The sequence below is a fragment of the Massilia sp. WG5 genome, assembly GCF_001412595.2.
Classification (GTDB): domain Bacteria; phylum Pseudomonadota; class Gammaproteobacteria; order Burkholderiales; family Burkholderiaceae_D; genus Telluria.
Genome location: NZ_CP012640.2, coordinates 1,005,419 through 1,019,285 on the forward strand (window position 1 = coordinate 1,005,419; position 13,867 = coordinate 1,019,285).

10 protein-coding genes and 1 pseudogene are annotated in these 13,867 nt (G+C 65.3%); 2 read left to right on the plus strand and 9 right to left on the minus strand.

What is annotated here, in order from left to right; all coding sequences use genetic code 11:
- Positions 1-6 precede the first annotated feature (6 nt).
- The 3 genes from AM586_RS04340 to AM586_RS27985 are packed head-to-tail and all read right to left on the minus strand — an operon-like array spanning position 7 to position 3,271.
- Positions 7-1,368, minus strand: coding sequence for a hybrid sensor histidine kinase/response regulator (locus AM586_RS04340; RefSeq protein WP_052233878.1), 1,362 nt, complete (start codon positions 1,366-1,368; stop codon positions 7-9).
- A 25-nt stretch (positions 1,369-1,393) separates the two neighbouring features.
- On the minus strand, positions 1,394-2,854 hold the full coding sequence (locus tag AM586_RS04345; RefSeq protein WP_052233752.1) for an ATPase domain-containing protein: 1,461 nt from the start codon (positions 2,852-2,854) through the stop codon (positions 1,394-1,396).
- Entirely contained in the window at positions 2,855-3,271 is a 417-nt protein-coding gene (locus tag AM586_RS27985) for a hypothetical protein (RefSeq protein WP_156328173.1), read from the minus strand.
- Between the two features lie 176 nt (positions 3,272-3,447).
- On the opposite strand from AM586_RS27985, the gene AM586_RS04355 reads away from it, so the two are divergent.
- Positions 3,448-5,109: a M28 family peptidase gene (locus AM586_RS04355; RefSeq protein ID WP_052233750.1), complete on the plus strand. Its 1,662-nt coding sequence runs from the start codon at positions 3,448-3,450 to the stop codon at positions 5,107-5,109.
- Between the two features lie 5 nt (positions 5,110-5,114).
- The gene (locus tag AM586_RS04360; protein ID WP_052233749.1) at positions 5,115-6,884 is read left to right on the plus strand and encodes a DUF885 family protein; all 1,770 of its coding nucleotides are present in this window, start codon (positions 5,115-5,117) and stop codon (positions 6,882-6,884) included.
- A gap of 3 nt (positions 6,885-6,887) precedes the next feature.
- Here AM586_RS04360 and AM586_RS04365 read toward each other — a convergent pair whose 3' ends face one another.
- The 6 genes and pseudogenes from AM586_RS04365 to ligA (AM586_RS04390) all read right to left on the minus strand — a co-directional run bounded on the left by AM586_RS04365 (position 6,888) and on the right by ligA (AM586_RS04390) (position 13,807).
- On the minus strand, positions 6,888-7,856 hold the full coding sequence (locus AM586_RS04365) for a fatty acid desaturase family protein (protein ID WP_052233748.1): 969 nt from the start codon (positions 7,854-7,856) through the stop codon (positions 6,888-6,890).
- 11 nt (positions 7,857-7,867) lie between these two features.
- Positions 7,868-8,380 carry a hypothetical protein gene (locus tag AM586_RS04370; RefSeq protein ID WP_307164018.1) on the minus strand — a complete coding sequence of 171 codons (513 nt, stop codon included), beginning with the start codon at positions 8,378-8,380 and terminating at the stop codon, positions 7,868-7,870.
- Positions 8,377-8,913, minus strand: a complete 537-nt coding sequence (gene def / locus AM586_RS04375; RefSeq protein ID WP_052233747.1) for a peptide deformylase — start codon at positions 8,911-8,913, stop codon at positions 8,377-8,379. Before def ends, AM586_RS04370 begins: the two co-directional genes overlap by 4 nt.
- A gap of 9 nt (positions 8,914-8,922) precedes the next feature.
- Positions 8,923-9,810 carry a UTP--glucose-1-phosphate uridylyltransferase GalU gene (gene galU / locus AM586_RS04380; protein WP_052233746.1) on the minus strand — a complete coding sequence of 296 codons (888 nt, stop codon included), beginning with the start codon at positions 9,808-9,810 and terminating at the stop codon, positions 8,923-8,925.
- Positions 9,811-9,827: 17 nt separating this feature from the next.
- Positions 9,828-11,318: pseudogene (gene ligA / locus AM586_RS04385) on the minus strand (NAD-dependent DNA ligase LigA); the annotation flags it as partial.
- 317 nt (positions 11,319-11,635) lie between these two features.
- On the minus strand, positions 11,636-13,807 hold the full coding sequence (gene ligA, locus AM586_RS04390) for an NAD-dependent DNA ligase LigA (protein ID WP_075791955.1): 2,172 nt from the start codon (positions 13,805-13,807) through the stop codon (positions 11,636-11,638).
- Positions 13,808-13,867: the final 60 nt, after the last annotated feature.

A 13,867-nucleotide genomic window follows, 5' to 3' on the forward strand; every position in this document is an offset into this window, starting at 1 on the left:
CCTTCCTCAGGAGCGCTGGACGCCGGCGCCTGAACCGATCAGGGGCAGCAGCGCCTCCAGCCCGACCGGCTTGACCAGGTAATGGTCGAAGCCGGCTTCGATGCCGCGCGCCTGGTCTTCGGCCTGGCCGTAGCCGGTCAGCGCGATCGCCAGCGGCCGGGTGCCCCCCATCGCTCCGCGCACCGCGCGGATCAGTCCCAGGCCATCGAGGCCCGGCAGGCCGATGTCGCACAGGATCACGTCGTAGGGCCGCTCGAGCGCCGCCGCCAGGCCGCTGCGGCCGTCCAGTGCCGTGACCACTTCATGCCCCTCGTCGCGCAGGCAGGCCGCCAGCGTGGCGCAGGTGTCGGGATTGTCTTCCACCAGCAGCACCCGCTTGCGGCCGCCGGTGACGGCCACCCGGGCAGGGCCGCGGTCGACGCTGCGCGCGCCGGAGCGCGGCAGGCGCACCGTGAAGCAGCTGCCCTGGCCGGCGCCGCGGCTCTCCGCCGTCACCGTGCCGGCGTGCATATTGACCAGGTTGCGCACCACGTTCAGGCCCACGCCCAGCCCACCCTCGGAGCGCGCCAGCGAGCGCGGGCCCTGGGTGAACAGGTCGAAGATATAGGGGATGATCTCGGGCGCGATGCCGTTGCCGTTGTCCTCGATCATGACCTCGACCTCGTCGGCGCGGGCGCGGGCCGCCACGCGCAGCATGCCGCCGTCGCCGGTGTACTTGGAGGCATTCGCCAGCAGGTTGGTGAACACCTGGGTCAGGCGCACCTGGTCGCCCTCGACCACCACTGATTCCGGCGGCGACTCCACCTGCAGGGTCTGGCGGCGCTCCTGGATGCAGGGCTGCATGGTCTCGACCGCCTGCTGCAGCACCTCGGCCAACAGCAGCGGCTGGGTTTTCAGGGTGATCTTGCCGCTGCTGATGCGGGCGGCGTCGAGCAGGTCGTCGAGCAGCTTGGCCATGTGCTCGACCTGGCGCCCGATCACGCGCGCCAGCTTGTGCGACTGGGGCGTGGCGTCCGGGCTGCGGCCCAGCAGCGACGCCGCCATGCCGATCGGCGACAGCGGATTGCGCAGCTCGTGCGCCAGCATCGCCAGGAATTCGTTCTGGCGCCGGTTGGCGGCCTCGGCGTCTTCCTGCAGATGCTGGGCCTGGACCGCCGCCACCACCAGGTGCTCGTTGGCCTCGCGCAGCTCGGCGAGCTGCTCCTCGAGGCGCCGCTTGCCGGCGGCGGCGGCGCGCAAGGCGTCGACTTCGCCTTCCAGCATCCGGATGCGGCGCAGCAGGTATTCCTCAGGCAGGGCGGCGTGCAGCGCTTCGTGCGTACTGGCGCGCTGTTGCGAGGCCGTCATGTCGTCGTCTTGCGGTTCCATTTCGTCCTCATCCATACGCCAGCCGTCAGTCGCGCCGCTTGGCGTGCCCGGTCAGCAGACCGTCGTATTCGCTCGGCCGGGCGTCGACCTCGATGCCGGCGTCGGTGATCCGGTATTCGCGCAGGTCGCAGCTGTGGTCGCAGCCGCGCACCTTCACTACCGTCATGATCTTGTGCAGCGCGCCCTCGAGTTCGACAAAGCGCAGGGCCACCACCGCGTCGGTCAGGAAGGACAGCGCACTGGGGCTGAAGCGCAGCCCGGAAAAGTCATCCTCGAAGCCGACCGTGACCAGCGCCGTCACGCCGCGCTTGGCCAGCGCGGACAGGGTCCGGAACACGGCCAGGCGCAGGTCGGCGCGCACCTCGGGGGCAAGGTAGAGCTCGATCTCGGACAGCGAATCGATCACCACCCGGGTGGCGCCGGTGCGCTCGATCGCACACAGCAGCGCGTCCAGCAATTCCTCGACGCTCAGCGACAGCGAACGGCTCTCGACCACCACGACCTGGCCGGACTGCGCCAGCGCGGCCAGTTCGGCATTGCGCAGGCGCGAGGTGCCTTTTTCGAAGAACACGGCGACGCCCTTCTCGCCCAGCGCGGCGCCGGCCAGCAGGAAGCGGGTCGCGAGGATGGTCTTGCCGACCCCGGTCGGGCCGCTCACCAGCATCGTGTGGCCCTGCGGCAAGCCGCCATGCAGCATCGCGTCCAGGCCGGCGGTGCCGGTCGGGATGCGGCGCGGATTGGTGTCGACCGGCGCCCCCGGCAGGCGGTCGTCGGCCAGCGGCGGCAAGATGCGCGGATAGACCCGGATGCCGTCGTCGGTGATGCGCATGGTGTGCAAGCCCGTCATATGGGCCTGGCCGCGCATCTTGTTGATGCGGGCCTTGCGCAGCACCGCGTCATCCTCGCTCGCCTGGATCAGCGTGATCATGCCGTCGGCCACGGTGATGATCGGATTCGCCTCGACGTCGGCCTGCGAATACTCGCCGATCAGGAAGGTCGTGGCCTGCCAGGTCGCCATCCGCGAACCGAGCTCCTGGATGAACTGCTGCAGGTCGGACAGGCCTTCGTTGCCGCTGCGCGCGGCCTGCATCACCGAGCGGAAGGAATCGACGAACACGAGGCCGGGGCCGAAGTCCTCGACCTCGCGCATGATGCGCTCCAGCACGCCGTTGAAATGGCCGGCGCGCAGGTCGTCCGCCAGGTTGACGTAGCGGATGCAGGGGCCGACCTTGGCCATCTCGAAGAAGGAGAACTGCTGCTGGTAGCGCAGCATCTTCAGCGGCGGTTCGCCCAGCACGGTGAAGAACAGCGCGCGCCGTTCGGGACCGGCCAGCGCGAACATGATCTGGTGCGCCAGCGTGGTCTTGCCGCTGCCGGGCGCGCCTGCGATCAGGGTGAAGGAATATTCGGTCAGGCCGCCGCCGAGGAGGACATCGAGGCCGGGAACCCCGGTCGCCAGCATTCCCAGGCGTACTTTGTCGGTCATTTACTTGTGCTCCTGTACATCTTCCGGTCCGTCCTGCTCCGGGGCTGTTGCATGTGCGAGGAGCCGGGCCGTGAGCGCCTCGCCGATCAGCGTCGACAGCTGTCGGGTGAATGTGTTCAGCAATTCCGCGTTGGCGATGTCGGCCATGGCGCGTTCGGCGCCGGCCAGGTCGCGCTCGAGCTCGCTCAGCAGTCCGTCGATCGACTTGCGCGCGGCATTCACGCTCAGCCATTCGTAACGGACCGCCATCGTACGCAAGGCACGGCCAAACAGCGCGCAAAACCCGCTCTCGCCGATCAGGGCCACCAGTTGGCTACTGATCCGGCGCCACGGGCGCAGCCGATCAACGGACGAGCCTGCTTGGCCCGCCGGACCGTCATTGCTGGATGGTTGCCGCTTGTTCTCGTCTCTTTCCATGCAGGTCAACTGGATTTATCTTGTGCGGCACCGCCGAGGCGGCCAAGGCATGTGGACACATTATAAACGGGATCGTGTCATGAAACCTTGTAATGTCGTGACAATATTTTCTTGTCACGTGCGGCGCTGCGGGCTGCTACCATCGGTATTTCCTACAACAAAAATCGAGCCGCATCATGCCAGACCGCCGATTCCATGCCGCCAGCCTGCTGGCAGCGACCCTGATTGCCGCCGTCCCCACCGTCCATGGCGCACCAGCAAGCGCCTCAGCAAGCGCAGCGTCCGCCGCCCCGGCGGTGCGCGAAGCGCCCCTGCGCGCCCACCTGGCCTTCCTCGCCGACGACCTGCTCGAGGGGCGCGGCACCGGCCAGCGCGGCGGCGAACTCACCGTGCGCTACCTGGAGACCCAGGCCGCCGCCATCGGCCTGCAGCCGGCGGCCGGCAAGGGCTACCGCCAGAAGGTCGAGCTGGTTGGCCAGAAGACCCAGCCCGGCAGCGTGCTGCGCTTCGAGGCCGGCGGCAAGACCATCGAGACCGCCTTCGGCAGCGACGCCGTGTACGCCAACGCCGATGGCCAGCCTGAAACGCGCCTGGATGCGCCGGTCGTCTTCGTCGGCTACGGCATCGATGCGCCGGAAGAAGGCTGGAACGATTTCCAGGGTGCCGACGTGAAGGGCAAGCTGCTGGTGGCGATGGTCAATGACCCGCAGCCGACCGGCGCCGAGCCGAACCGCTTCGGCGGCAAATCGCTGACCTGGTACGGCCGCTGGGCCTACAAGTTCGAGGAAGCGCTGCGCCAGGGAGCGGCCGGCATCCTGCTGATCCATACCACGCCCTCCGCGTCCTATCCGTGGAGCGTGCCGGTGAACAGCTTTTCGCACGAGCAGTTCCACCTGGCCGGACCGGGCAACGCCCTGCAGGGCTGGATCAGCGAAGACATGGCGCGCACCCTGTTCAAGGCCGCCGGCCAGGACCTCGACGTCCTGCGCGCCCGCGCCGAGGTCAAGGGCTTCCGGCCGGTGCTGCTGTCCGCCAGCGCCCACGCCCAGGTGAAGAGCACGGTGCGCCAGGTGGCCGAGTACAACGTGGCCGGCATCGTGCCGGGCAGCGACCCGAAGCTGCGCGACGAGGCCGTGATCTATTCGGCGCACTGGGACCACCTCGGCATCGACACCGAAAACGGCCAGCCCGACCACATCTGGAACGGCGCCATCGACAACGGCTCCGGCACCGCCGCCATGCTGGCGATGGCCCAGGCCGCGGTGGGGCATCCGGCGCGCCGCACCCAGATCTTCCTGTGGCCCTGCGCCGAGGAGCAGGGCCTGCTCGGCAGCCTGGCCTACACCCGCGCGCCGCTGTGGCCGCTGGCGAAGACGGCCGCCGACCTGAATCTCGACAGCATGAATTTCGTCGGCCCGACGCGCGACATCGGCGTGCCCGGCGCCGAGCGCAGCTCGCTGTTCGGCACCTCGCGCCAGGTGGCGCAGGCGATGGGGCTGAGCCTGGCCCCGAGCGTGCCGGACCTGGGCGGCGCCTACTTCCGCGCCGACCACTTCAGCTTCGCCAAGGCCGGCGTTCCGGCCTTCAACGTCGGCTCGGCCGTGTTCTCCGGCGACGGCAGCTTCGCCTTCGTCCACGATCCGGCCGCTTCCTCCAGCCGCATGCACGCCTTCACCAAGGACTACCACCAGGTCAGCGACCAGTACGACCCGGCCTGGGACCTGTCGGGCATGGTGCAGCAGGCCCAGTTCACGCTGAACCTGGGCTATGCGGTGGCGAATGCGCCGGCGATGCCCAGCTGGCGCGCGGGTGAGGCCTGGGCTAAAGTAAAACGCTGAGCAACATGAAAACAGTGCCCATCATATTTCCCCGCCCGGCCGCCCTGCCGCTCCTGTTCGCCCTCGCCGCCCTGGCGCCCGGCGCGGTGGCGGCCACCACCGCCGACGCCCGCTTCCAGGCCATCTACCAGCAGGAATGGCAATGGCGCATCGCCCAGCGCCTGGCAGACGACGAGGACCTGCCGAAAGGCGTGCACCCCGAACTGCCGCACGTCGACGCCGCCACCCAGGAAGTCCGGCGGCAGTACTGGGAGGGCGTGCTGAAGCGCCTCGACGGCATCGATCCGGGCGCGCTGTCGAAGCCCGAGCGCATCAACTACGCCGTCTACCGCGCACAGATCCAGGCCCTGCATGAAGCCCAGCGCTTCCGCGAATACGAGCAGCCGGTCAACGCCGACAGCGCCTTCTGGACCGACATCACCTACGCCGCGCGGCGGCCGTTCAAGTCGGCGCAGGAATACCGCGACTACATCGCCGAGCTGCGCGACATGCCGCGCTACTTCCGCGAGCAGCTGGCGAACATGCGCGCCGGCCTGGCGCGCGGCTTCACGCCGCCGCGCGTGACACTCAGCGGGCGCGATGCCCCGCTGGTCTCGGTCGCCGAAGCGAAAGCGCCGCAGGACACCATCTTCTACACGCCCTTCAAGGAGATGCCGGCGGCGATCCCTGCGGACGAACAGGCGCGCCTGCGCGAGGCGGGCGTGGCCGCGATCCGCGACAGCGTGCAGCCGGCCCACGCCGAGGTGCTGGCTTTCGTCCGCAGCGACTACTTCCCGAAGGCGCGCACCGCCTTGGCCGCCGAGAGCCTCCCGGACGGCAAGGCCTACTACCAGTCGAAGATCGTCGAGTACACGACCACCTCGATGACGCCCGAGGAAATCCACCGCATCGGGCTGTCGGAAATGGCGAAGATCCGCGCCGAGATGCAGCAGGCCATGGTCGACGCCGGCTTCAAGGGCGAGCTGCCGGCCTTCCTGGCTTTCCTGCGCAGCGATCCCCGCTTCTATGCAAAGACCCCGGACGAGCTCCTGATGCGCGCGGCCTGGATCGCCAAGAAGTTCGACGCCAAGGCCGGCCAGTTCTTCGGCTACCTGCCGCGCCGCCGCTTCGCGATCGTGCCGGTGCCGCCCGACCAGGCGCCCTACTACACCTCGGCGCGCGGCGGTCCCGGCGTCTACCTGGTGAACACCTACAACCTGCCGGCCCGCGCCCTGTACAGCCTGCCCGCGCTGACCCTGCACGAGTCGGCGCCGGGCCACGCCTTCCAGATGCCGGTGGCGCAGGAACAGAAAGGCGTGCCGCCCTTCCGCAGGGCCTATATTTCGGCCTACGGCGAAGGCTGGGCGCTGTACTCGGAACGCCTGGGCAGCGAGATGGGCATCTACGAGACGCCCTATGAAGTGTTCGGCATGCTGAGCTACCAGGCCTGGCGCGCCGCGCGCCTGGTGGTCGACACCGGCATCCATGCCAAGGGCTGGACCCGCGCGCAGGCGCAAGCCTACATGCACGACAACACCGCCCTGTCCGAGCACGAGATCGAAACCGAAGTCGACCGCTACATCTCCTGGCCGGGCCAGGCCCTGTCGTACTACCTGGGCGAGATGGCGATCATGAACGCGCGCCGGAAGGCCGAGGCGGCGCTCGGGCCGAAGTTCGACATCCGCGCCTTCCACGATACCGTGCTGCAGCTCGGCTCGGTGCCGCTGCCGGTGCTGGAGGCGCGGATCGACGCCTTCATTGCGGAGGGTGGGAAGTCGCCCTACGCGGGCCTGTGAAGCTCAGGCGGCCTCGCCCACCATGCGCCTGAGCACCTGGGCGTAGCCGCGTTCCAGCGGCGCGCCGTGCGCATACGCTCCCTGCTCGCGCAGCCAGCGGTGGAAACGCGGCAGCTGCCAGGCCGGCACCGCCGGCACCAGGTGGTGTTCGAAGTGGTAATTGACGTAGTTCGGCGCCACCGTCAGCCGTTCCCACCACGAGGCCAGCACGGTGCGCGTGTTGCGCCAGATGTCGGCCTCGCGCGTGCCCGGCAGCGCGCCGTGCTCGGCGGCGTTGCGGATGCGGCTGTACAGCATGTAGGTGCTCAGCCAGGCGACGGGCCACACCAGATACACCACCCCATGCCCGGCCGCCGCGCAGGCCGCGAGCATCAGGCCGTTGGCCAAGACGCAGCGCCAGCTGTTGCGCAGCAGCGTGCGCGCACTCAGCACCCGCCGCGCGCCGGCGTCGCCGGCACGGTAGCTGTAACCGCTGCGCTGGTCGGCGCTCGCATACAGCACCACCAGCGCGGCGAAGGCGCGCAAGCCCGAGCGGCCGCTCAGGTCACGCAGCAGCTTGCGCCGCAACGAGGCGCGGCTGACCGGATAGTGTTCGTAGTTCGGCAGGTCCGGATCGGCCGCCGTGCCCGCATTCTGGTGATGGGTGAAGTGATAGCGCCGGTAGATCCCGAGCTCGACGAACATCGGCGCGGCGCACAGCCACTGGCCGAGCCATTCGTTGAGCGCCGCGGTCCTGAACAGCGAACGGTGCGCGGTCTCGTGCATCAGGATGCCGAGGCCGAGCTGGCGGCCGCCCAGGACCAGCAAGGCGACCGCAACCGTCAGCGGATTCGCCCGCCACATCACCAGCCCGAAGCAGGCCGCGATCAGGGCCCAGTTAAAGGCCAGCATGCGCCATCCCGCCAGGTCGGACTTCGCCAGGAAGGGACGGATCTGTTCGCGCGGCAGCGGCTGGCGCCAGTCGAGGGCCATGGCGCGTCCCGTTACTCGAACAGCTTGAGTTTCAGCTGCACCGAAATGCCGCCATACAGCCGGTCCTTGTAGCTCGGGATAATGCCGACATTGACGCCCACGCGCTTGTATTCATAGGTGACGGTCGGGACCACGGCCGGGAACCAGCCGCCTTCGCGCATGTGCGGATAGCCGTTGAAACCGGCGATCGCCGCGCCCAGGCGCAGCGGACCCAGCGCATACGGCTGCCAGATCACGCCGGCATAGTTCGAGTACGCGCGGTCGCTGTTGACGAAGCGGCCGGCGGCGGCGGACAGGGTGTCCGTGAAGCGGTATTCGAGGCCGAGGCCGCGGTTGCCGCCGTTCAGGTCGCGGTTGCGGTTGAAGTGGTAAGTCGCGAAGCCGCTGTCGATCCACAGCTCGCGCTTGGGTACGGCCTCGATCCGGTGGAACAGCGGCTCGCCGGCGGCTGCGTCCTGGGCCCGGGCCGCGCCGATGGCGGAAAACGCCAGCGCCAGCCCGGCGCTAATGACAAGCTTGTTCAATCGTCTGCCTTCGGATCGAGATAGGGGAACATCACTTCGGTGAAGCCGAAGCGGGAAAAATCCTTGATACGCATCGGGTAGAGGATGCCCAGCAGGTGGTCGACCTCGTGCTGCACGACGCGCGCGTGGAAACCGTCGACGTCGCGGCTGATCGTCTTGCCGTATTGATCGACGCCTTCGTAATGCAGGCGCGTATGGCGGGGCACGCTGCCGCGCAGGCCGGGCACCGACAGGCAGCCTTCGAAGCCCTCTTCCATCTCGTCGGACAGCGGCGTCAACACCGGGTTGATCAGCACCGTCTCAGGCACCGCCGGCGCATCCGGGTAGCGCTGGTTACTGCCGAAGCCGAAGATCACCAGCTGCAGGTTGACGCCGATCTGCGGCGCGGCCAGGCCGGCGCCGTCGACCGCGTGCATGGTCTCGAACAGGTCGGCGACCAGGGCATGCAGCGCGGGGGTGTCGAATTCGTCTACCTTCTCGGCCACCCGCAGCAGGCGCGGGTCGCCCATCTTCAGGATTTCGCGGATCGTCATCTCATCACCTTACGGGTTCTGTCCACGCAACTCGGCCAGGAACTCGGCGAAGCCGGCGGCGGTTTCCGGGTGCTTCAGGCCCATCGCCGTGGTCGCCTTCAGGTAACCGAGCTTGGAACCGCAATCATAACGCTGGCCGGCGTAGCGGTAGGCCAGCACGCGTTCGTGCGCCATCAGCGAAGCGATGCCGTCGGTCAGCTGGATCTCGCCGCCGGCGCCGGTGCCGATGTTTTCCAGGTGCTCGAAGATCGAACCGGACAGCACATAGCGGCCGACCACGGCCAGCGTCGACGGCGCCTCGTCCGGCTGCGGCTTCTCGACGATGCCCGAGACCAGTTCGAGATCCGGACGATAGGGGCTGGCGCTGACGATGCCGTACTGGCGCGTATTCGCGCGCGGCACGTCCTGCACCGCCAGCACGCTGCACTTCTCGTAGGTGTACAGGTCGGTCATCTGGGCCAGCACCGGCTTGTGGCCGGGCGCGCTGTCCATGAAGTCGTCGGCCAGCAGCACCGCGAAGGCTTCGTTGCCGACCACCGGACGCGCGCACAGCACGGCATGGCCCAGGCCCAGCGGCTCGGACTGGCGGATGTAGATGCAGTTGACGCTCTTCGGGATCACGCCTCGCACCAGCTTCAGCAGTTCTTCCTTGCCATGCGCCTCCAGCTCGGCCTCGAGCTCGTAGGCCTTGTCGAAGTGGTCCTCGATCGCGCGCTTGTTGCGGCCGGTGATGAAGATCATCTCGGTGATGCCGGCGGCGACCGCCTCCTCGACCGCGTACTGGATCAGCGGCTTGTCGACGATCGGCAGCATCTCCTTCGGCTGCGCCTTGGTGGCCGGCAGGAAGCGGCTGCCCAGGCCGGCGACCGGAAATACGGCCTTCTTGATTCCATTCATCTGTTACTCCAATCTGTTTACTTCGGCAGCAGCGCCAGCAGGCCTGCCTCGTCGAGCACGGCGACGCCGAGACTTTCGGCTTTCTCCAGCTTGCTCCCGGCTTCGGCGCCGGCCACCACATACGAGGTCTTCTTCGACACCGAGCCCGACACCTTGCCGCCCGCGGCTTCGATCAGGGCGCCGGCTTGGTCGCGCGACATGGTCGGCAGCGTGCCGGTCAGGACGAAGGTCTTGCCGGCCAGCGGCCCTTCGTCGCCGGCGGCGGCCTGTTCCGGCAGCAGCGCCAGCAGCTCGCGGCGCAGGTCGGCCAGCGCCTGCACGGTCGCGCGGTGGCCCGGCGCCGCCATCCACTCTTCGAGCGAGGCCACGATGCTGTCCGGCAGGCCGAACACGCTGAAGATCTTCAGGTGCGCGAGCTCGTCGAGCGTGCGACCGTCCGCCAGCAGCTGGCGCGCGCGCGGCTCGGTCAGTTTCGGGATGTCGAGCGCGGCCAGCAGCTTGACCTCGTCGAGGCGCTCGCGCAGCTGGGCTTTCGGCGCATGTTCGCCCTGGGGTTCGACGCCGGCCGCCAGCAGCGCATCGAGCGCGACCTGGTTCTTCGGTTCGGCGAAGAACTCGGCGATCGCCTCGGCCACGGTGCCGCCGATGTCGGGCAGCACGCGCAGCAGCGCGGCCGGCGCGCGGCGCACCAACGCCAGGCTGCCGAGCCAGTCGGCAAGGGTCTTGCCGGTGGATTCGCCGACGTGGCGGATGCCGAGCGCGAACAGCAGTCGCTCGAGCGGCGGCCGCCTGCTGGCGGCGATCGCGGCCAGCAGGTTGTCGGCCCACTTGGTGGCCACCTTGCCGTTCTTGACAGTTTCGGGCGTAGTGCCGTCGCGCTCGTCGGCCAGGCGCTTCATCTGCAGCAGGTCGTCGAGCGTCAGGCGGTACAGGTCGGCCACGCCGTGGATCAGGTTCGCTTCGACCAGGCTGTCGATGTAGCGGTCGCCCAGGCCTTCGATGTCCATCATGCGGCGGCCGGCAAAGTGGCGGATCGCTTCCTTGCGCTGGGCCGCGCAGGTCAGGCCGCCGGAGCAGCGCGCCACCGCCTCGCCCTCTTCGCGCACGACGTGCGAGCCGCACACCGGGCAGGTCTTCGGCAGTTCGTAGGCGGCGGGTTCGGGCTGCGGACGGCGCTCCAGCACCACCGCCAGCACCTCCGGGATCACGTCGCCGGCGCGGCGTACGATCACGGTGTCGCCCACGCGCACGTCCTTGCGGCGCACTTCGTCCTCGTTGTGCAGGGTGGCGTTGGTGACGGTCACGCCGCCGACCGACACCGGCGTCAGGCGCGCCACCGGCGTGATCGCGCCGGTGCGTCCCACCTGCACGTCGATCGCCTGCACGGTCGTCAGCGCTTCCTCGGCCGGGAACTTGTGCGCCAGCGCGAAACGCGGGGCGCGCGAGACGAAGCCGAGCCGCGCCTGGTCGGCGATGCGGTCGACCTTGTAGACCACGCCGTCGATGTTTTCATATGTTTTTTTTCGGGAAACTACGGGCGCCGCGAGCGTTGACGCGCTATTGCGCACCCGATAGTGACCCGTTTCCAAAAGCACTGACCCCTGCATTACGGATAACTTCTTCCAAAGAAATACAACGAAAGGTACGCCAACCGGATCGAACCGCCGAAGGCGGCTCGTTTTGCGAAGCAAAATTCGACCGGAGACAAGCGCCGTATGGCGCGCGTCAGAGCGAACCAACGGCTGTGAACAGATCCACTAGAGCAACGCATTCTATCATCTACTACTTGATGTAAGAAATCATCGAGCAACATCTACAAGCATATTTATTGAGCCCCCGTCCCTATCTTCCCCTCTGATTTAGGTTTTATCATATCGAGCCATTGTTCTTCGGTCAGCACAGTTAATCCGAGTTCTCGCGCCTTTTTCTCTTTAGAACCTGCCCCGGGCCCCGCAATTACTAAATCCGTTTTTTTCGAGATTGAGCCTACTACGTTGGCGCCTAGCGCCTCGGCTTGAGCCTTCGCTTCGCTACGCCCCATGCTTTCTAAGGAACCAGTAAATACTACCGTTTTACCCGACACTGCAGACGATGCTGATGCAGGTGCTATATCTAAAACCGTCACTAATGGGTCTTTATCGCCGATCAGCTTGTTTAGAATTTCTTTATTATGTGGCTCTGCTATAAATCCGAGTATATCATCGACCATGCTGGCTCCTAGACCGTGAATCGAAACTAACTCTTCATAGGCCTCTGACTCAGCTGAAACTGAAGCGTCTTCTAGAGATTGCCTCCAACGCCCGACTGACTTATAGTGTTTTGCAAGGGCATGGGCGGTAGCCTGACCGACCTGATGAATTCCGAGGGAGTAAATAAAGCGATCAAGCGAGATCGACCTCGACCTTTTGATTGACTCAAAAAGTTTTGATGCTGAGATGTCACCCCATCCCGCCCAATCGCTGAGCGATGGGAAATCGCTGCCATTACGTTCTTCCAATGTGAAAATGTCGACAGGCGTCCTTACGACGCTTTTACGGTAGAACAACTCGACATTCTTTTCCCCGAACCCCTCGATATCGAATGCGTTCCTCGACGCAAAATGTCGTAGTCGCTCGATTGCTTGAGCAGAACACACTAGCCCTCCTGTACAGTAGCTATCGGCTTCGTCGGCTTCCCTTATAATGAGACTGTCGCAGACGGGGCAATGGCTGGGGAAACGATACGGCGAACTTTGTTCGGGCCGAAGTTCTCGGACAATAGAGACGATTTGCGGGATCACGTCGCCTGCCCGTTGGACGACAACCGTATCACCTATCCTAACATCTTTTCGCTCAATCTCGTCAGCATTATGCAGTGTTGCGCGTTGAACGATAACTCCACCAACGTTTATCGGTTTCAAGTGAGCGACGGGGGTTACTTTGCCGGAGCGACCTACCTGGCACTCGATATTCTCGACTACCGTTTTCGCTTTTTCTGGCGGAAACTTCCATGCCACTGCCCAGCGAGGCGACCTGCTAACGAATCCTAATCTGCTTTGTAAATCTAAGCGGTTCAACTTTAGGACTGTCCCGTCGATTGAAAACCCAAGCGACGATCGTGTCTGCTCCACCTCCTCATAGTAATCAAATAGATCCTTTAGTGATGCGTCTGTTATTGTGACTAATCTACTCGGTTCGTTTAGCAGAAACCCCCATTGCTTGAACTTGTTACGAGCTTCCCACTGGGTATTTGCGAATGCGTCCGAGACTTCGCCCCAAGTATATGCAAAAAAATGCAGTGGGCGCTCTCTTACGATGGTCGAGTCGAGTAGACGTACGCTCCCTGCCGCCGCGTTCCTAGGATTTGCGAAGACTTTTCCGCCAACGTTTTTCTGTTGCTCATTGAGTTGAAGGAAACCTTGGTCGGTCATGTATATCTCACCTCTGACCTCTAGTACTTCGGGCCAGTCGGTACCTGCTAGCACTTGGGGTATGTCGGCTATTGTCTTGACGTTTTCGGTGATGTCCTCGCCGACTTGGCCATTGCCGCGTGTGGCCGCTGAGATAAGGCGCCCTTGCTCGTACCTAAGTGAACATGACATCCCGTCAATCTTTAATTCGCAGACTACGTCAATTGGAACGTCTGGACTTCTCAGTTCGATAAGGAAGTTACGTAAGCTTTCGACCCATTCCTCGATGTCATTCGTGGTGAAGGCGTTGGCAAGGGATAACATAGCGACGCGGTGGGATACTTTTTTTGCTGTTGCGGCTGGTTCGACGCCGACCTTTTGGGATGGGCTGTCGCTCCGTACGAGCTCCGGGAACCTCGCTTCAATCGCATTGTTGCGATTCCTCAACGCGTCGTATTCAGCGTCTGTCAGCTCAGGATCGTCTGCTTCGTAGTATTTTTGGTCGTGATAAGCAAGCAGCTCTGCGAGCTCTCGTAATTCGCTTACAGCCTCTTCTTCAGTTAATGCGGCCACTGCGCGTTCGTAAAGAGAAGTACGGTCTCTTGCCATTTTTTATTCCTGTTAGCTTTGGTCAGTCTTGGTATTTAGGCGACGTATGCGCTCTCTGAT

Bases quoted from the DNA above. Each gene is read 5' to 3' on its own strand.
- AM586_RS04340 (WP_052233878.1), bottom strand. From the start codon at position 1,368: ATGGAACCGCAAGACGACGACATGACGGCCTCGCAACAGCGCGCCAGT.
- AM586_RS04345 (WP_052233752.1), bottom strand. From the start codon at position 2,854: ATGACCGACAAAGTACGCCTGGGAATGCTGGCGACCGGGGTTCCCGGC.
- AM586_RS27985 (WP_156328173.1), bottom strand. From the start codon at position 3,271: ATGGAAAGAGACGAGAACAAGCGGCAACCATCCAGCAATGACGGTCCG.
- AM586_RS04355 (WP_052233750.1), top strand. From the start codon at position 3,448: ATGCCAGACCGCCGATTCCATGCCGCCAGCCTGCTGGCAGCGACCCTG.
- AM586_RS04360 (WP_052233749.1), top strand. From the start codon at position 5,115: ATGAAAACAGTGCCCATCATATTTCCCCGCCCGGCCGCCCTGCCGCTC.
- AM586_RS04365 (WP_052233748.1), bottom strand. From the start codon at position 7,856: ATGGCCCTCGACTGGCGCCAGCCGCTGCCGCGCGAACAGATCCGTCCC.
- def (WP_052233747.1), bottom strand. From the start codon at position 8,913: ATGACGATCCGCGAAATCCTGAAGATGGGCGACCCGCGCCTGCTGCGG.
- galU (WP_052233746.1), bottom strand. From the start codon at position 9,810: ATGAATGGAATCAAGAAGGCCGTATTTCCGGTCGCCGGCCTGGGCAGC.
- ligA (WP_075791955.1), bottom strand. From the start codon at position 13,807: ATGGCAAGAGACCGTACTTCTCTTTACGAACGCGCAGTGGCCGCATTA.